Consider the following 21183-nt stretch of genomic DNA (forward strand, 5'->3'; position numbering starts at 1 on the left):
CTGTATTATCTATAATTAAACAAGGTAGAAGAATGTGAATACAAATACCCATACTAAATCTACGAAGTGCCAATAAAGACCAACTTTCTCAACCATTTCGTAACTTCCTCTACGTTCATACGTACCTAAAATAACATTAAAGAAAATAATGATATTTAATAAAACACCAATAGATACGTGAAATCCGTGGAATCCTGTAATGAAGAAGAAGAAATCACCAAATAACGGTGGGCCGTACTCATTTTGAATTAAGTTAGCACCTTCAACAACATTTTTTCCTTTAGTTTTTAATTCAATTAATGATTCATTTCTAGATAAGATGATTTTTTTACCATTCTCATCGGAATATGTTGTTTTAACTAATATATTAGGGTTTGCTTCAAAACCGGCAACTACTTCGTTAAAGGTAAAGCTAGGTAAATCTCTTTCACTCGTAAACCAAAGCCCATTTTTTCGCTTATGCTGTTCACGACTAGAAGGTTGTGCAATAGCAAAATCTTTCAATGCAACACGTTTACCATCGGTATCTACAAACTGGATGATGTTACCACCATGCGTTCCAACAGCACCGTAATCCCCTTTAATAAACGTTGACCATTCCCAAGCTTGAGAACCCAAGAATATAAGACCTCCAATAACCGTTAAAAACATGTAAAGTGTTACTTTGGCCTTATTCATTTTATGACCCGCATCAACGGCCAAAACCATTGTTACCGAGGACATGATTAAGATAAACGTCATGAACGCTACATAAATCATTGGTAATTCTTGACCATGCAAGAATGGAACGTGGGTAAAAACGTCATCGGCAATTGGCCATGATTGACTAAATTTAAATCTGGAAAATCCGTAGGCTGCTAAAAATCCTGAAAACGTCAAGGCATCTGATACGATAAAGAACCACATCATCATTTTACCATAACTTGCTTTTAGTGGATCGTTTCCGCCACCCCAGGTTTTACCTTCTGTTCCAGTTTTTACAACTGTAGTACTCATATGTCTGGTTTAGTTAATAAAAGTTGCACAAAAATAATCAATTTATCTTTTTAAAGAAACATCCACTCTAAAATTTTGGACTCATTATGAAGATAATAAATAATACGGGTTTTTGGTCACGCTATTACTGGCGTAATTTAACCTACGAAATATAGGAATAAAAATAGATAGACCCAAAGTAAATCTACAAAATGCCAGTATGTTGCGATCAATTCAATACCCAACATTTGGTTGGAAGTATACTTCTGTTTAAAATGATTATAAATTACGACCAACAGGCAGATTAACCCTACAGCTACGTGTAAAATATGCACCACAGCTATCAAATAAATATAACTCATGGTAATATTACTGGTTGGCCCTGTAAAATTATAGCCTAATTCTATAATTTGCTGGAAGCCTACAAATTGATTATAAATAAAAACGATGCCTAAAACAAATGTGGTTAACAACCAAACAGTTGTCATTTGCTGATTGCTTTGAGACATACTGCGTTTGGCCATCCAAATTGTAATACTACTAATTACAATAACAATAGTACTGATTAAAAACGCTTGAGGCAGTTGAAAATCTGATGCCCAATCGGGCCTTGTACTACTTACAACAAATGCACTAGTCCAACCGGCGAATGACATAATTAATGATAATATACCAAACCAAAGCATCATTTTTTTTGCTCTGCCTTTCTTCTCTTCTAAAGTTCCTTGGGTTAAATCCATGGTTATCTAATAAATTTGTCTACAACGTAGACTATTTGTAATAAGGTTATGTACAACACACTTGATAACATAAGTTCCTTAGCTGCTTGTACACTCATTTTTTTATAAAGTTGAATAGCATAATACAACATGCCTAATCCTAATATGAAAACAATTACAGCTGCCACTACAGACAATTGTAATTTTCCTGTAAAGCCAAATACCGGGACAATGGACACCAACAAGGTCCACACCGTGTACATAATGGTTTGTTTGGCTGTACCTTTATCCTGATTTCCAGTTGGGAGCATGAAAAACCCCCCTTTTTTATAATCGTCAAATAAAAACCACCCAATAGCCCAAAAATGTGGGAACTGCCAAAAAAACTGCACGGCGAATAAGGTCCCTGGTTCAATACCAAAGTCGTTTGTTGCAGCTACCCAACCCAACATAAATGGAATAGCTCCAGGAATAGCTCCAACAAAAACAGATAAAGGCGTTTTTGTTTTTAAAGGTGTGTAAACACAGGTATATAAAAAGATGGAGATGGCTCCAAACATGGCTGTTTGCTGATTGATTGAATACAATATGCCAATTCCTAAAACAGTAAAAAGACAAGCAATTGTAAACGCAACATTTACAGACATACGTCCAGCCGCAACAGGTCTGTTTTTTGTACGATCCATTAAGGCGTCCAAATCTTTTTCAATAATTTGATTGAATGCGTTGGAAGCACCTACCATAAAGTAACCACCTAAAGCTAACAGAAAAAGTGTTGTAAAGTCGACTGTTTCGGCACCTAAAAGATAACCTGCAATTGAAGAAAATACGACGCTTAATGATAAGCGCATTTTCGTGATTTCTTTAAAATCAGAAAGTATAGAATGTTTAACCGGTAAAGTGGCTTGCTTACTCAAAGTAATGGGTTGCTTTTTACGCGTTTATTGCGAGTGCAAAGATACCTTGAAAAGTTAATTCTACAAATCAAAATACCAATTAAATAAATCCGTTCGAATTCCGATATTAAACCAAGCCGTATTACTTTTAAAAGTTGTTGCATTTGCGGTATCTGGATTAAAGTTCCTGAAAGTAACATCTGCAAACAACTTTAAATTTGTTGCTGGATTTATTAAATAACCCGCTTGCAAATTAGCAAACATAGTCGTTGACTTGTTTCCTTGTCCTACGGTAACACCATTATCATAAGGTCTTTCGTTATAGTCGCGGTAAATATCACCTCCATAACTAAAGTTATCTACACCATTATTAAAGTCCATACCACGCTCACCCATTACCAGTTTAGCATTTCCAAACCAACGTTTATAATGGTAACGGCCAATTAATACCAATTCGCTAAAATTAGCGCCCCAAAGGTGCGCCATACTTTGATTGTTATGTCCATAGTTTAACACAACCGTATTATGAGAATACGTATAAGGACGCACACGATTATATTCTGCCTGTAACATTAGGTTTTTTACTTTAAAGGCTTCATAATATTTTATTCCTAATTGATAGCCGTATTTATTCTTCCAGCTTTTATTTCCACCAGTCATATCGGATAAGGAAAATTCATCTAAAATAAACTGACCATATAGGTTCATATTATCATTAAGCTTGTATTTAGCGGATAATCCCATAACAGCATTTCCAGCATCTTGCCCGGTTTCAAACTCAATGGCACGGTAAAAAATAATAGGGTTTAAATAACTAACATCAAATCCGCGATTATCAGATTTTGCCCAAATAACCGATTCAAAAAAGCCAATATTTAAACGCTTGGTAGCATTCCAACTTAAAAAATGCGTTGCCATATATTTGCTTAAATACGCACCTTCCGGATCAATTACATCTGGTCTTGAATCTTTTAACCACATCCATGTATTGGTGTATTTTATTTTCCAAAACGTGGTATTTAACTTTAAAAACGGATTTGGACTAGCTACATCACTCGTAAATAATGAGCGATAACCATCACCAATGAAGTTTTTACCTTGACCGAATTGAACATTAAAAAAATTCACAGGTGTAAAAGACACATATGCTTCGGCCACGGGATAATCATAAGAGTCTTTTTTAAAACGTTTTGCTATACCTCGTCCAGGGATAATAGCAACTTCATCTGCTGCCTTAATAGATTCGGCATACTGATTATAATATTCTGCAAAACGCCCTTGACTTTCAAAGACAGACGCATAAAAACTAAACTTTTTTCCTAAACCTCCTTGAATGTTTACACCTCGTGTATTATTATAGGTTGAACTGAAATCGGCTTCGGTATCTTTTCCAACTTGAAAATCGAAAATAGGATCTACAGCAAACCAATAGTCCTTTCCTTCCACACGAACTAGACGTTCATTCCAAAGTTTTCGTCCCGCAAATGAGGATTTGGTTTTCGCCAAAGCGTCCTTTTCTGCTTCAAAATCGTAATATTTTGAAACATCTTCATACATATAAGGTTTAGAACTTGTATGACTGTTTGTTCCTACTAAATTAATATTTCTTCCAAAACGCGAATAATATTCATGCGTAAAGGGAATGTTTAATTGACTGGTATATTCCTTATTAGAAAACGGTTTTAAATTAGCGTTTACACTATCATATTCCTGTTTAGCACCACGTTCTAATTCGGCCATTTCTTCATCTTTTGACAAATCTTTGGTAACAACAGTTTGTTGCACCAATGGAATTTTTAAAGCGAAAGAATACTGTTTGAAAGTTGGATTGCCATTGTAGGTTGCTGGTTTAATTTTTGGAAACGCATCAAAAACACGTTTGGCTTCATCCTTCAGTTCCGCATAAATCGCATCTACATAAATAACTCTGAAAGTTCCTTCTTTATCAACTTCGAATAAAATAACCACATCACCCCGATAGTTTTCTTCCGAAACTACATCAGGAACTTTAAAGTTGTTAAATACATTATTAAAAACTTGATTATCAAAACAGGTTTGAAGCGTATGGATATCTTCCGATTCACAATCTGGAAAAACGGGTGGTTTTTCGTAAAATTTATTTGTTTGTGCAAAAATGCTACATTGAAGTAAAAGAAGCAGAATAATACAGGAGTTCTTTATGTTCATTAAGTATGGATTTATGAGTGTTGAAAGATACTATTTTTTTAATAATACGCCTATAAAAAAGCCGTTATCATAGCTTCTATAATAACGGCATTCCTATACATAAATTATGGCAATTAGTATTCTACTTTAAATGCAATGGGCAGGGTATAAAGCACATCTACACTTTTATTACCATGTTGTGCTGGTTTCATTTTAGGGAGTTTATTTACAACACGCTGCGCTTCTTCTTCCAAATTTACATGTGGTGCTCGTGTTTTTAAGATTTCAATATCACCATTTTTAGTGATTTTAAAATTGACATATATTTTCTGCACGCCTTGTAAACCAATTGCTTGCCCTTTTTCTGTATTAAATTGGTCTTTTACAAAGCTCTTTACTTTCGCATTTAAGCATGCACGACGTTGTTCATTGTTAGTTGCTGACTCACAACCGGGAAAAACTGGCACTTTTTCTACCAACATTATATTGATGGGATCTTCGGGTAAATCAACGAGATGAATATCACTAGAAGTCAAATCTGGTGATGCATTGGAGGTGTCCGAACTTAAAAAGGTTTCTGTAGTTTCTGTTGTTGGATCCGTATTTTTTATTACATCTATAACGGGCGAATCGGTTGGTGCTCTCTTATTTTCAACAAGGGGTTCGTCCACAGGTTCTTTGTAAACCTGATAACTATTCATGGAAAATTCAGTGGGTGGTTCATTTACAACCCCCATTTCTGGAAGCGTTCGGTCCACCGTTTGAAAACTCATTTCCAACAAGCCATACGCAACCAGCAGACAGAGAATTACACCCACCTGAAAGTAAATGGTTGCGTTTTTTTGTAAATTTACATCATGCTTATGATGTTTTTTTACGGAAGGAACACTTTGCAGAGTGTTGACTTTCTTTTTGTTTAAAAAGTTCATAATACTACAGTTTAGATGCCTGCCTAATGGCAAGCAAGTTAATATTATGTTAAAAAAGCAATAAGCATACCAAAAAAGAAATCCCGTTACTAAAATAGTAACGGGATTTTAATTTTATATAAAAAAGCTGTTTTGCTTAATCTTGAACTTGGAACTTTATTGGTAAATAGTAAGGTACTCTTACCGCTTTTCCACGTTGTTTTCCTGGCTTCATTTTAGGTAACAAACCAATTACACGCATAGCTTCTTTTTCTAAACTTGGGTGCGGTGCTCTTGCTTTTACATCTACAATATCACCATTTTTATCAATTTTAAAGAAAACGCGAATTTGTTGAATTCCGGATAATCCCAATTCTTGCGCTAAATCTGTGTTGAATTTTTTCGCGATGAAATCATTCATCTTTTTATTCATACAGGCTTTTTTAGCTTCATTGTTTCCACTTTCACAACCTGGGAAAACAGGCACATTTTCAATAACTGCAAACGGAACTTCCTCTATTTCCTCTACCTCTTCTACTTCAACCTCTTCAATTTCAACAATTTCTTCTTCTTGACTTGTTTCCGTTGATTCGATTACGGTTTCTTCAACCTCTTCATCATCTTCCACAATCTCAATCACTTCTGGCGCTGCAGGTGGTGGCGGTGGTGGTGGTGGCGTAGCAATGGTTTCAGTAATTGGAACTTCTTCTTCCAACTCTTCTCCCATATCTAAAGTACCGATATCTATCAATTCTTTATCATAGGTTTTATAGTTAATAGCATAGTTTGTTAAAAACAACATTAATGCTAAACCAATGGCAAAGAACAGTGAGCTGTTTCTACCAACGTTTGCTTTCGGATTTTTTTTAGGTTCCATAGTTATCTATTTATTACTGCTTGCTAAAATAACCAATAAATTGGTAATTAAACAAACGATTAATATTATTTAACGTCACTTTTTTTGTAGAAGAGCACTATAGAAGCCGCAATAACGACACCTCCCATATTTGCTGTAACATCATACCAATCAAAAGTACGCGTGTTTGTTAATTCTTTTTGTAACACTTCAATAATTGTACCAAATGCAATACTAGCAGAGGTTACAATGAGTAAAGCTTTAATTTTTGTAAAATTGAAATGGACGGTAAGGGTATAAAACCAAACCAGAGTTAATAGTGCATACGCTCCGAAATGGAAAATCTTATCACTAAATGATGGCACTAAATCCTCAATCTTATCAAAATCTAATGTCAATAAACTTAACGCCAATAGCGAAACGGTATAGCCAATAGAAATTAATAAGACGTACTTTTTAAGCACCAATAAGTTCTTTATATTCATCTGCAGTCATAAGTCCGTCTACATCTGATACGTTAGAACATTTAACTTTAATCATCCAGCCTGCGCCATAAGGATCTGAATTTACCGTTTCTGGAGCATCCTCTAAAGCTTCATTAAACTCAATGATTTCACCAGCTACTGGTAAGAATAAATCAGATACTGTTTTTACAGCTTCCACAGAACCAAAAATCTCATCTGCGTCTAATGTATCGTCTACAGTTTCCACTTCAACATAAACAATATCACCTAATTCGCTTTGTGCAAAATCTGTAATACCTATGGTTACAACATCTCCTTCTAACTTAACCCACTCGTGGTCTTTTGTATATTTTAATTCGGCTGGAATATTCATAATTATTATATTTTTTTACAAATGTATTTATTCGCTTTATATTTTCAAACTAATACGCATTAATTACCAAATGTATATCTTAAAGTAATTCCTGAACGAATAGTAGTCTGTGGGAATGCAGTTGAAATTGCGTATTCGGAAAAAGCATAATCAAAGTAAAAAATTCCAGTTAGATTTTTACTAAACGCATAATCTGTTGAAAATTTTAATGACCAGATGGTCTGACCAGATGTAATTTGGTTATTATCCAAATCTAAATACCTAATAATAGTTTTGTTATCACGTACGGAAACATCTGCTTTCATATTCAAATCGCTAACAATACGTTTTTTCGGTCCTGCTAGTTTTGTTTTAATTCGAACATCTTTAATGCGGTAACCCAATCCTACAATATATTCATTTCCTTGAATTTCTGTCATTAAATTATTATCGAAACTCAATGAAAGAAGTCGGTCTTTTTTCATTTCAAGCAAAATTTTAATTGAGCTTTTCATTTCCATATCAATACGGAATAGCGGGCTAAACATTTCGCTTAAGTTAATATTACTGTATAGTTTTTCGTTCTTGAAATTTCCACTCTGATCCACCGCTGTTGGGTTATCAGCATCGTAATCTAAATTGGAACGGAATTGGTTAATAGTATAATTAGAACGGTAACCATGAACAATAGAAAAACGTTTAAATTTATCTTTAAACCATTTTAAATTCATTAATCCTGTGTACTTAATATCCCAGTTTGGAATTGGCACATCCCTGAAAGCACTCAATGAAACTTTTTCAGCTTTCTGACCGGAATAAGCTGATAAGAAGGATGGTAACAAGACAGCCTGACTGTTTTTACCAAATCCTACCGGATAGCCTTCTGCATCTACTGCATAGCCAGAATTACCGTAAAATTCTTGGGCTAATCTGTTAGCTACTTTTAATCGGTTGGACCTGAACTCATTGAATGTTTGCGATTGGGTTTCATCACTTGCAGTGAATGCTGTTTTTATTAATACAGTAGAAATATTAAAGTTTCCAAAGGCATTTGGCGTTAAGGATTCATACTCTAATTCACTCCCTAAATCATTCACACGGTAATTTTCAGTATAGTTTTCCGAGTACATTCTGTTACCCACAATATCAATTTTCAGGTCATTGAAAGGTTCAATATTTGCAGAAAAATCCAATTGACGTGTTTTATTTACACGATACTGATCATTAAAATCAGGATATAAGGTTAACCAACCACGTCTTGCTGCCATATTTCTAACATCATTTTGACTACCAAATGTAAAGCCAGCTGTTGGTTTTAAAGTACCAATAAATCCTGGAGTTTGTAAATATCCTGGTAAATATGTACCACTAGTTTCGGCATAATTAAACTGAATACGTTTAACTGCTGTAACAATGCCAATTCCTGTATTTAAAAGCTTGGTTCCCGTATTGTTTTTAGATACTTTTTTAGCATCTGCTACTGGGCCATCTTTTGCTAGACTCTCTTGGCCTGGAGGTGTTGGCGTTCTTTTTACATCACGACTGTTAGCGGCCGTTTTACGAATGGTTTTCTTTTTCAACCCAACATAATTATACAATTTGTTCATATTGAACGTTGTGTTTAGATTGTGCTGATTGGCATTGGAAATGGTATTTCCTAAATCGTAGGTTATACCGTCCACTTCCAAATCGCCAAATAAATCTGATCCTTTTTGCCATTGGAATTCGCCACTATAGGAATAGGTGGCATCAATAAACGCAAAGGTTGGGATTTTGTTTATTGGTATTTCATAATTAACACCTAATTGTTGATACTGTGTGTTTGGATCCCCCACATCAAAGAAACCATCCCAAACATCTAAACTTGGATCTTGTTCTCCATTACGAATATTGTTTTTGAAATAATTCCGAACAATATTCACGTTAGACGCCGTGAAATTCATAGTTAAGGACTTGGTTAAATTGTAGTTTACGGTGTAACCAAAATCAAAAGTATAATTACGTCTGTACAATTCTTGAAGACCAATATTTCCACCTCCTAAATCTATCTCTCTAAACTTCTGTTTGTTAAACTGCCTATTAATATTAGAATTTACCGTAAAACTTGCAGGTACAGGATTAATATTAAAGTCTTTTAAGATTTTCCAATATTTACCCATAAATAAGGAATCATTCTTTTTGAAAGGCTCTATACTTAATGGCGCAAAATTATAGGCGTAATTAACACCTGTTCTTACATTTTTATCAACCGCACTTTCAATTTCAAAATCGCGATGTTCTACTTTATTGAAGGAGTAATTAACGGTAAAGTTTTCCACATCATAAAAACGAGGTGCAGATTCCCCGGTTCTAATTTTACGAACTCCGATGAAATTAATACTCTTTCGTTTGGTGAAATTTTCGTTGACATTTAAAATAGAATCTTGATCTACATTATTATCCAGTTGCGTTTGCAATTCTATATCCCGATAAAATTCATCATACTTAGGAGTAATGCGTTCTTCACCAACACCATAATTAAATGGTATTTGAATACCCCATTTTTCAGGCAGTAACTGACCAACATTAACATTGGTTACTATATCATACTGCTGAACATCTTCACGACTCCGTTCTTGAGGGCCTTGTTCTATACTTCCAAACCCTGATGTACTTTTACGTCCAGTTGCACTAACACTAGCAAAATCTGCTATATTAGAATCCATACTTAAAACGGCTGCCCAACCACCTTCGCTATCCATATCTGATAAACGCAATTCGTTAAGCCAAACAACGGCACATTTGTTAAGTGCAGATCTGTTTTTAACACCAACCATTAAAGTTCGGATATCGCCAAAATTTGGATTACCAACAATAGCGATACGGTGATAATTATCGGCATCGCCAATTCCAACAGGCAATGGATCGTACTGATTGACAGCTGCGGCACTTAATTGTTCTCCAATAACCTCATAATAGGTTGGATTTAGACTGCTAATATTTCCAGCTGCTATGGATTTTGATTTTATATCTTGAAGTAATTCTAATGGTAAATTTATTTGATTGGCTTCTGGCCAAAGGGCTTCTCTTGAAAAGCCTTGTGAGACTTTAAGAGGTACCATGATTTCATAATAGTTTTGAGTTAAATCATTACCCATTCTAATAAAACCAAATAAATCATCATCATTTAATCCTGGCTGATCACCTTCCTCTGCGTGCATGTACATACGTAACCGTTTGTACTGACGCATATCCACATTTATATTTTTAAATACAGCACGTCCATCTTCAGATTCCAACCCACAAACATCTAATAATAAAGATTGTTCATTCTGTCTAACTACTGTATTATTATTAAAAAGCTCTTCTGGATCTACACCTGGAGGCGACTGGTAACTACCATCATTTTTTAACGTACTAACAACTCCTACTGAAAATTCGGTGTTATCTAAAGAGGGATCACCTTCATCGGTATCTAATGTTTGTGAATAACGACGCCATTCGCTACGCACTAAATCTAATGTTCCAAAACGCAATACTGTTTTCTCGGTAAATTCTTTTAAAAACATTCTAGCAAAACGAATGGAACGTAAATCGGAAATTCCTCCTATTGCTGTTCTATCAATATCATCAACCGGGATTCTAAATTGATACCACTTTGGCACCACCGTTTGTCCGTTTGGTAGACTTCTAATTTGATTTTCTTTAATATCAACAATGTATGGATTGTTAATATTTAAATCGCCTGGCTTAATATCCAATTCATACTCATAATAACTATCTATGGTATTCATGGTATTATCTCGGTTTACATCTTCAACATCTGGTTGGGTTGTAGAACCACGATTGGTATCGGAAAACGTGTCTGGTGAGTTACCATCTACACCATTATAATTTTTATAGCGTTGAAAAATATCACCATCTACGTTTAAAAAGTAGGAATAATTGTCATTTGCTGGATCCGGTAAGGCCGAATAATCTGTAAAAACTGCGCGTTCATCATCATCACTCAAACCATCATAACCAACATCTTGATTAGTACGTTCGTCTCCAGTTGTATCAAAGGCATAAATTAAGGACTGATTTTGCGGATAAACCGTATTCCAAGAAGGCGATTGCGGTAAAACGCCAATAACGTTCCCGTCAATTGGTAAGCCATTTTCATATAATTTACGACCGTCTTTAACAACGTCTTCAGAGATATTACCTAAATTAAATACCAGTTTACCTCCTGGATTAGTCGTATTTTCTTGAAATGGATCTTGTAACCAAAATTCAATATACTCAACGTTTGCTTGTTCAAAATCTGTAGAGGTTAATCCTCTTGTAATCCCTGCCCAACTGTCTTGCGGATTGGTTAAAGTGCCATTTGGAATATCAACATTGTTTGTCTGGAAATTATAAGGACCACGTTCTGTTGGATAGTATGCTAAATCCAAAGTATAAAGAACGGTTGTTTGACCTTGCGCGATATCTTGGGCTGGAAACAATTCATTTATAAATACGCGACTGGTAAATAAATCAGAAATATCATCATCTGTAATCCCATCTGGACTTCTGTTGCTATAGAAAATAGGATCAATAGTATACCAGTTTAGCATGGCACGATCAAAACCTTGAGCAATACCGTTTTGGTCATCGTTGTTACCGTTTATACCACGAGGTCTACTAGATAGAAACCACGATTGTGGTGATTTTAAATCGATGTTATTTTGCGATCCTTCAAAATCATCCACGTACGAAGTGGCTTCACCTTGAAAATCAGTGCCTTTTGGAGAACCTGGTGCTAAATAAGCAAACTCACCACGAACCGATACGTTGGACATAACATCTGTATCAATATTTGGAAGCTTATTTACTAAACGGGTTAAAAATGGCACTTCAGTAGAGTAGTTTCCATTAAATCCGAAAATATGATTATTAATAGGCTCTTGACTGTAATTTGCCTTTTGCGTAATAGGTCGTTCGTTTAAGTGCAACCAGGTACCACCAATAACAAAGTTTTCATTAAACTTATGTTCCACATTTACACCCGTAAAACGTTTTGTTTGCTGGCCAAAAACCGCATTGTTTTCCGTTGAAACTTGAATAGGTGTATTGGACGCTTTTAAGGCTTCATCTAAAATTTGAACCGTTCCTGCACCATAGTTTACGGTATAATCTACACCTTCCACTAACGTTCTACCACCTGCCGTAACGGTAACCGAACCACGAGGCACATTAAATGCTCCAATTGGAATGCCATCACCACCCTCAGATTTGTAACGTCCTTTTAATAAAAACTTGTTCTTATCAGCTTCTTCTAAAGCTGCTGCCTTGGTTTGCTTATATAATACATCATAAACATATTTTGCCTGGTTAGCATTATAGGTTAAATCATTGTTATAATCTTCTGCATTGGATAATGATAAGGTGTTAAATAAATATTCACCAAATGGTTCTACTTTTGTAAAAACAATTTTACCATTTTGTGGTAAAACAGTAATTCCCGGTACAAAATCGAAAAATCCGTCACCATTAGTTTGCGGATCATTATTAAAGTTTAAGCGGTCTAAATTAAATAATCGTAATAACGTGGTTTCCTGAATAGGATTCCCTTCAAAATCTGGAAATGGTGTTCCAGCAACAGGGGAAATAAAATTTAATGGTGAAGCCTCACTATAAAAAATATTCAATTTAAAATCCTCTTGACTCAATTGATACGCGCCTGTATCATAAATATTTTTCATCATTAAGTCCCAAATAGGCTGTTGCACATTTGTAATTGGACTTTTTAATAATTTTAAAACTAACGTACTATTTGTAACCGTTGTAATAGGCCCAGAATTATCAATTCCGGTTGGATCTACACCTCCATTGGCAAATTCACCAACTTGATATACTTGTCCGCCAACGGTATATTGGAAGGCTACAGCTACAACTTCGTCATTATTTAAGCGTTGATTTAAGGAAATATAACCTAATTGCGTATCAACAGTATATTCTTGACCTTCCGTTAACTTTCTGGCATTTTCTAATTTCGCATAATCAGAACCTTCATTAACAACACTTGAAAGACTTCCAAAACCCTGTTGAGCGGTTGCAATGTCACGAATATTATCATTTAAAACAGACCCAGAACCAATGGCTGTAGGATCATAATCGTTATTTCCGTTATCAGGAAATGCATTAGGTCCTGCATTTAAAAATCCGGGAGGAATAGGGTTTAATAAAACATCATTAGCGGCTGGATTTGGATTTGATTCCCCTAAATCCTGAAGTGCGACAATATTTCGAACATTTTCCGTTCGATTGGTTCTATTGGTAACCCAAACTTCAATACGGGTAATTTGAACATTGGTATTAATAAACGGATAATTAGCTAAAGCGTCATCGTATTTATCTCTAAAGTAGTGCGCTAAAAAGAAGTGACGGTTTTCATCATAATCGCGCGCAAAGAAATCAAATTCTTCTAGCGTTCCACCTCCTTGAGCAACTACGGTTCGCCTGTCTGAACGTTGTTCAGAGAACACTCCAGTAATGGTTGTTCTTCCAAATTGTAATTGTGTTTTAACACCAAATAAACTTTGTGCTCCTGTAATTAAGGAACTATTTAGTGGCATACTAACATTACCAACTTCTATTTTCTGAATAATATCATCCTCAGTTGGTGTGTATTCTAATTTGATTAAATTTTGAAAATCGAAGGTGGATTCGGTATCATAATTAGCTGTTACTTGCAACCTTGTTCCTACTTTACCGAGTAAACTTAAGCTGATACGCTGATCAAAATCAAATGTGAAACTACTTCTATTTCTGGGTGAAAAGGCTGGATTATCTTGTTTGGTAAATAAAACACCTAAATCCATTTCTACCGAACCCTGTGGAATAACCTCAATAGTATTACTTCCAAAAATAGTTTCGAAAAAACCGGAATTGATATAAAATTCAGGTAATAAATTTTTCTGTTCTTCCTCGCTACCTTCTTTGACACCATCAAAAGCATCAATTTTTTGTTTGTAATACGATTTTAAACTTTGCCTTACTATTAAATCCTGATACTCTTCTGGTGTTAAAATTATGGGATAGTTAATATTGAATTCGCCTACTGTTTCTGTATAAATATAACGATCCGTTATGGGATCATATTTATATTTAGATTCAATACTCGACGGATTTGGCATTTGCATATTGCCAAAATTAAACCCGGTTTGTGTTGAATCTTGTTCTACAGGTTCTGTTTGCGACCAGGCTAATACGGAACACAAAAGCGCACTGGCAACAAGTACGTAATTTTTTAAGGATTTATATAAATTAGGGTTGGTTGTATTCAAAATCTATTATAAATTTTTTAGCGCTTGCTTAATAATGGTTTCGACATTTGCTTGTGGCTCTTGACTTAAAAACTTGTCTATAACGCGTTCGGACTGTTTCTTGGTAAAACCCAAAACTTCTAAAGCAGATAACGCTTCATCTTTATTTGTATTGCTTTGTGCTGTTGAATTTTCATCAATATCATAGACTTTCAAAATTTTATCTTTCAAATCTAAAATAACACGTTGAGCCGTCTTGGCTCCAATACCTTTTATAGATTGTATTAATGCTACATCACCAACTGCAATTCCTTCGCGAACTTGCACAGGTGTTAAAGAAGACAACATAGTACGCGCGGTACTGGCACCAATACCACTAACTGATAAAAGCATGCGGAATATTTCACGTTCAGCGAGTGATGAAAAGCCAAACAAGGTATGCGAATCCTCCTTAACTTGAAGATGCGTATACAGCTTAAGATTTTCACCCTCTGGTATTTGCGAAAAAGTATGCAGTGATATATTTAAATGATAGCCAACACCATTGCAGTCTATTACAACGTCTGTTGGCCTTTTTTCAACAAGTCTTCCTTGAATATGTGTAATCATTAATTAACATTCTATTAACTCTCAAATGTAATAAAATTATTTTCAAAACAAAGGTGTTTACTAACCGAATCACCCATTTTGTGCTTCTGCTAATTTTTCTTTTTGCTGTGCATCAATAACGGCAATGGCTGTCATGTTCACAATTTCGTCTACACTAGCATCTAATTGTAGAATATGAACGGGTTTACGCATACCCATCATTATTGGCCCAATGGAGTCTGCTTGGTTCAATTCTTTCAATAGCTTATAGGTAATATTTCCAGATTCTAAATTTGGAAAAATAAGGGTATTTACTTTTTTCCCTGCTAGTTTTGAAAATGGGAAGGTGTCTTGAAGCATTTCACTATTTAATGCGAAATCGGCTTGCAATTCACCATCTACCAATAAATTAGGATGTCTTTTGTGTAAATATGCTACGGCTTCACCAACTTTGGTTGCCGTTTGATTTTTTGATGAACCAAAATTTGAATATGAAATCATGGCCATTACAGGTTCCATACCAAACATTTTAACGACACCTGCTGTCATTTGGGCTATTTTAGTTAAATCGCTAGCCGATGGATTGATGTTAATAGCCGTATCACTTAAGAATAGCGGTCCTCGTTGTGTCATCATTACATTTGTTGTTGCCACTCGTGTAGAACCTGGTGCCAAACCAATTAATTCTAACATAGGTTTTACAACGGACGGATAACTTCTTGAAAATCCAGAAATTAACGCATCAGCATCACCTTCATTGACCATCATAGCCGCAAAATAGTTACGCTCACGCATCATTTTCTCGGCTGAATACAACGTAACACCCTTACGTTTGCGTTGTTGCCAATATACTTTTGCATAGGCTTTTAAGCGCTCCTCTTCTTCATCAGATTTCGGATCGATAATAGGCACATCGGCATCGAATTCAATTTCTTCTTTTAGTTTTTCAATTACGGAACGTCTTCCTAATAAAATAGGCATGGCAATTCCTTCGTCATGTGCTATTTGAGCCGCTTTCAAAACATCTAAATGATCGGCTTCCGCATACACCACACGTTTCGGGTTTAATTTAGCGCGATTTAAAAGTAATCGTACAATTTTATTATCCGAACCAGAACGTTCTAAAAGGTCATTTTCGTATTTATCCCAATCGGTAATTGGGTTTTTAGCCACACCACTTTCTATAGCTGCTTTGGCTACTGCTGGTGGTACTTGAGAAATTAATCGTGGATCAAAAGGTTTTGGAATAATATAATCGCGGCCAAATGTTAGTCGTGTTTCACCATAAGCAATATTCACCTGCTCTGGAACAGGTTCTTTAGCTAAATTGGCCAATGCTATAACAGCCGCCATTTTCATTTCTTCGTTGATTTTAGTAGCCCGAACATCTAACGCGCCTCTAAAAATAAATGGAAATCCAAGCACATTGTTCACCTGATTAGGATGATCACTTCTACCAGTTGCCATGATAATATCTTTACGCGTAGCAATGGCTATATCGTATTGTATTTCTGGATCTGGATTTGCCATGGCAAAAACAATAGGATTGTCTGCCATAGATAACAGCATATCTGGTGAAACAATATCTGAAGTAGAAAGTCCGATAAATACATCGGCATTGTTCATAGCTTCTTCAATCGTGTCTATTTTTCTATGGGTTGCAAACTCTGCTTTTTCAGGTGTTAAGGTTTCACGATCTTTGCGAATAACACCTTTACTATCCAGCATAACCATGTTTTCACGTGATGCTCCAAATGCTTGGTATAATCGTGAGCAAGAAATAGCAGCTGCACCAGCGCCACTAATAACTATCTGAACATCTTTTATGTTTTTTTCAGCAAGTTCTAGAGCATTCAATAAAGCGGCAGCTGAAATAATTGCCGTTCCATGTTGATCGTCATGCATGACTGGAATGTCCAATTCGGCTTTTAGTCTGCGTTCTATTTCAAAGGCTTCAGGCGCTTTAATATCTTCTAAATTGATACCACCAAAAGTGGGTGCAATCATTTTCACGGTTTGAATGAATGTTTCAACATCTTCGGTATCCACTTCAATATCAAACACATCAATATCGGCAAATATCTTAAAGAGGAGACCTTTACCTTCCATTACGGGCTTGGACGCTTCCGGACCAATATTTCCAAGTCCTAAAACGGCTGTTCCATTGGAAATTACCGCTACCAAATTTCCTTTGGTGGTATATTTATAAACGTTATCTATATCTTTGGCTATTTCCAAACAAGGCTCTGCAACTCCCGGTGAATAGGCTAATGATAAATCCCGCTGACTGGCGTATTTTTTTGTTGGTACGACTTTTATTTTACCAGGTGTTGGTTTGGCATGATATACTAAGGCTTCTCTTCTTCTGCTTTGCTTACTCATATATAAATATTTTATCGGACTTACAAAGGTACAAGTTTAGGAATAAAAGAAGTATAAAAAAGATGGAGACTTTAATGGCGTTCTAATCCTTTAAAAAATCAATATTTCGGGTAAGTCCTGAAAATTTGGTTCGCTTTACAGCCGATTTTTGAAATACTTTACGGAACGTGTCCTCGGTAATTTCTTCCCAATCTTTTTTGGTCATATCCAATAATTCAGGGTGTGGATTGAAAAGCGGCTCGCTATGTGCTTTTGAAAACCGATTCCATGGACAAACGTCTTGGCAAATATCGCAACCAAACATCCAGTCGTTAAACTGACCTTTAAATTCGGTTGGAATATTTTCTTTTAACTCAATGGTAAAATAGGAAATACATTTACTGCCATCTACCACATAGGGTTCCGTAATGGCTTGTGTTGGGCACGCATCAATACATTTGGTACAGGTACCACAATGATCCGTGGTAACGGTATCATATTCCAATTCTAAATCGATAATAAGTTCAGCTATAAAATAAAAAGAACCCACTTGCTGCGTTAATAAATTGGAGTGTTTCCCAATCCATCCCAAACCGGATTTTGCGGCCCAAGCTTTATCTAAAACTGGCGCCGAATCTACAAAAGCTCTTCCGTTTATGTCACCTATTTCATCTTGAATGAAATGCGTTAATTCTTTTAATTTCGATTTAATAACGTGATGGTAATCATTACCATATGCGTATTTAGAGATTTTGTAAGTCTCTTCTGATTGGGTTTCAGAAGGATAATAATTCAGCAATAGTGAAATAACAGATTTAGAACCTTCCACAAGTTTGGTTGGATCGAGGCGTTTATCAAAATGATTTTCCATGTAGGACATGTTGCCATTCATGTTTTTGTTCAGCCAAGTTTCCAAACGTGGAGCTTCTGTTTCCAAAAAACCAGCTTGACTGATGCCACAAGACAAAAACCCGAGGCGTTTGGCTTCCGTTTTTATAATCTGACTGTATTTGGATGTATTGGTCACTTACTGGTTTTAGCTTTATGATTAGTTAGCTTTATGCTTAAAAATTTATATTTTAGTTATGAACGTCTTTCAAATGTAAGCAAAGCGTTTTTAGGTTTTAGCGTGATTAATGGTGTAATATCAATCGTATCAAATTGCGGATAAATTTTATACATAGCTGTTAATTCTGAAATGGCAATAATCATTTCAAACATAGCAAAATTGTTTCCAATACATTTTCGTGGTCCTGCTCCAAAAGGGAAATATTGCGATGAGAATTTCCTGCTCCCCTCACTAAAACGTTCGGGATTAAAATGGTTTGGTTGTTCCCATAAATCGGGATGACGATGCATTTCATAAACCGAAAACAACAAATTAGATCCTGCTTCAAAGTCCAATTCATTAAAACTATCTGCTTCTATATTTACGCGATCTATAAAATAAACCGGTGGATACAAACGCATGGCTTCTTCAACAACTTGCTGACAGATTTTAGATTGTGTAACCAAATTCATTAAGTCGCTGCTTTGTTCTTGTATTTCTACCCGTTCGTTATAAATTTGTTCTTGCCATTCTGGATGTAATGCGAGCAATTGTGTTGTAAATGTGAGCGCATTGGAGGTGGTTTCATGTCCGGCTGTAAATAAAATTAAAATTTCATCAATCAACTGTTCTTCTTCCATGGAATTGCCATCATCATATTTGGCATCCAAAAGCATATCCAACAAATCGTTTTCTTTTACTTGTGATTCGCGACGTTCGGCAACAATTCGCTTTAATATTTGGCGTGCTTCGTCCGTTAATTTTAGATGCTTTTCAATTTCGCCACTCCATGTAAACCACCAACCTAAATACGGTTGACGTAATTCTTTAACCAGCATTTTTTGAGCAGCTTCCGTAATATATTGCAGGCGATTAATATCTTCTTGATTGGCTGCACTACTGAATAATGATTTTACAACGGTTTGAAATGCTAAATCATTTAAAATGGGGAACACATCCATAACCTGATTCGGTTCAATCTTTCTATATTCCGAAAGAATGGCGTTTTTTATACTATCTAAAAGCAATTGTAATTGCTTCTTATGAAAAGCAGGCTGAATAAGTTTTCGTTGCTTTTTCCAATGTTCACCTTCAGCTGTCAACAATCCTTTGCCAACATATTTGACTAAATCTTCGGTTTGGATTTTAGATTTTTTATAATTCTTTTGATTGGTTTGCAACACATATTCGGCAAAGGCAGCATTGCGAACAAAAACAACGCTATTTGAAAAGCCAATTTTTAATCGGAAAACATCGCCTTGTTCGGTAAAATTCTTATGATGAAAAGGTAGGGGGTTTTTGAGAATCTCCAGAGAATTACCAATGAATTTACTTAATGGAACCGTCGGTATTTGCTTTTTAGATTTCAAAATTAAGAATTATTAGAATAGTCCGCCTTGAGTAGGCCCTTTTACCCGTCCTAAATGTTTATAGGCTTGTTCCGTAACTTCACGACCACGCGGTGTCCGCATGATGAAGCCTTGTTGAATTAAAAAGGGTTCATATACTTCCTCAATTGTTTCAGCACTTTCACTAACGGCTGTTGCTAATGTTGTAATTCCAACAGGACCACCTTTAAACTTATCAATTATGGTTGTTAAGATTTTATTGTCCATTTCGTCTAAACCATGCGCATCTACATGTAAAGCTTCCAAAGCGAAACGCGCAATATTAATATCAATATTACCATTTCCTTTAATTTGCGCAAAGTCACGAACACGACGCAGTAATGCGTTAGCAATACGCGGTGTTCCACGGCTTCTTCCGGCTATTTCAACAGCAGCTTCCATAGAAATGGGAACGTTTAAAATAGAAGCACTTCTTTGCACGATGGTCGTTAATAATTCCGTGTTATAATACTGTAAACGACTTTGGATTCCAAAACGCGCACGCATTGGCGCTGTTAATAATCCGGAACGTGTTGTAGCACCAATTAAGGTAAAGGGGTTTAGATTTATCTGAACAGTTCTAGCATTTGGTCCAGACTCAATCATAATATCGATTTTATAGTCTTCCATAGCCGAATACAAGTATTCCTCCACAATAGGACTTAACCGATGGATTTCATCAATAAATAGCACATCGCGTTCATCTAGGTTGGTAAGTAGTCCAGCTAAATCGCCTGGTTTATCTAAAACAGGTCCTGATGTAACTTTAATACTCACGCCTAATTCGCTAGCCAAAATATGGGCTAAAGTAGTTTTTCCTAATCCTGGAGGTCCGTGAAATAAGGTATGGTCCAAAGCTTCTTCCCGACCTTTAGCGGCTTGAACAAATATTTGAAGATTTTCCAATACTTGATCTTGACCTGTAAAGTCATCAAATGATAACGGTCTTAACTTTTTCTCGACGTCATTTTCTTCCGGTGAAAAATTTTCGTTTGTAGGATCTAGGTTTTCGTTCATGTTCAGTTCCCATGAAAAGGGGAATCGTATTTATTAATCAAAATTAAAACTTCATAAACAAATATACGAAGTGTACAATACATTTATATCAAAAAACTAAAAAGCCTTTCTAAATTAATAGAAAGGCTTTGATATGATAAATGTTATTATGAGCTCCCTTTTTAAAAGGGAATT

14 protein-coding genes are annotated in these 21183 nt (G+C 35.6%); all 14 read right to left on the reverse strand.

What is annotated here, in order from left to right; all coding sequences use genetic code 11:
- Positions 1-15: 15 nt before the first annotated feature.
- Entirely contained in the window at positions 16-996 is a 981-nt protein-coding gene (locus ACN0QX_RS05550; protein WP_417195821.1) for a cytochrome c oxidase subunit 3, read from the reverse strand.
- Between the two features lie 137 nt (positions 997-1133).
- Positions 1134-1715, reverse strand: a complete 582-nt coding sequence (locus ACN0QX_RS05555; RefSeq protein WP_376858844.1) for a cytochrome c oxidase subunit 3 — start codon at positions 1713-1715, stop codon at positions 1134-1136.
- A 2-nt stretch (positions 1716-1717) separates the two neighbouring features.
- Complete coding sequence (gene cyoE, locus ACN0QX_RS05560; protein ID WP_417195822.1) at positions 1718-2611, reverse strand: heme o synthase; 894 nt, start codon at positions 2609-2611, stop codon at positions 1718-1720.
- A 60-nt stretch (positions 2612-2671) separates the two neighbouring features.
- On the reverse strand, positions 2672-4777 hold the full coding sequence (locus ACN0QX_RS05565; protein ID WP_417195823.1) for a gliding motility protein RemB: 2106 nt from the start codon (positions 4775-4777) through the stop codon (positions 2672-2674).
- Between the two features lie 113 nt (positions 4778-4890).
- Complete coding sequence (locus ACN0QX_RS05570; protein WP_417195824.1) at positions 4891-5685, reverse strand: energy transducer TonB; 795 nt, start codon at positions 5683-5685, stop codon at positions 4891-4893.
- A gap of 136 nt (positions 5686-5821) precedes the next feature.
- Positions 5822-6541, reverse strand: coding sequence for an energy transducer TonB (locus ACN0QX_RS05575; RefSeq protein ID WP_248397623.1), 720 nt, complete (start codon positions 6539-6541; stop codon positions 5822-5824).
- A 65-nt stretch (positions 6542-6606) separates the two neighbouring features.
- Positions 6607-7005: a VanZ family protein gene (locus ACN0QX_RS05580; RefSeq protein WP_417195825.1), complete on the reverse strand. Its 399-nt coding sequence runs from the start codon at positions 7003-7005 to the stop codon at positions 6607-6609.
- Positions 6977-7357, reverse strand: a complete 381-nt coding sequence (gene gcvH / locus ACN0QX_RS05585) for a glycine cleavage system protein GcvH (protein ID WP_417195826.1) — start codon at positions 7355-7357, stop codon at positions 6977-6979. Before gcvH ends, ACN0QX_RS05580 begins: the two co-directional genes overlap by 29 nt.
- Positions 7358-7416: 59 nt before the next feature.
- A complete protein-coding gene (gene sprA / locus ACN0QX_RS05590) occupies positions 7417-14628 on the reverse strand; it encodes a cell surface protein SprA (protein WP_417195827.1) in 7212 nt (2403 codons plus the stop codon).
- Between the two features lie 6 nt (positions 14629-14634).
- Entirely contained in the window at positions 14635-15216 is a 582-nt protein-coding gene (ruvA, locus tag ACN0QX_RS05595; protein WP_248397615.1) for a Holliday junction branch migration protein RuvA, read from the reverse strand.
- Between the two features lie 69 nt (positions 15217-15285).
- Positions 15286-17577 carry an NADP-dependent malic enzyme gene (locus tag ACN0QX_RS05600; protein WP_248397613.1) on the reverse strand — a complete coding sequence of 764 codons (2292 nt, stop codon included), beginning with the start codon at positions 17575-17577 and terminating at the stop codon, positions 15286-15288.
- Between the two features lie 82 nt (positions 17578-17659).
- Positions 17660-18583, reverse strand: a complete 924-nt coding sequence (gene queG, locus ACN0QX_RS05605) for a tRNA epoxyqueuosine(34) reductase QueG (protein ID WP_417195828.1) — start codon at positions 18581-18583, stop codon at positions 17660-17662.
- A gap of 56 nt (positions 18584-18639) precedes the next feature.
- The gene (locus ACN0QX_RS05610; RefSeq protein WP_417195829.1) at positions 18640-19974 is read right to left on the reverse strand and encodes a cytochrome P450; all 1335 of its coding nucleotides are present in this window, start codon (positions 19972-19974) and stop codon (positions 18640-18642) included.
- Between the two features lie 12 nt (positions 19975-19986).
- Positions 19987-21009, reverse strand: coding sequence for a Holliday junction branch migration DNA helicase RuvB (gene ruvB, locus ACN0QX_RS05615; protein WP_417195830.1), 1023 nt, complete (start codon positions 21007-21009; stop codon positions 19987-19989).
- Positions 21010-21183 lie beyond the last annotated feature (174 nt).

This window comes from Bizionia sp. (assembly GCF_048259285.1).
Classification (GTDB): Bacteria; Bacteroidota; Bacteroidia; order Flavobacteriales; family Flavobacteriaceae; genus Algorimicrobium; species Algorimicrobium hallyeonense.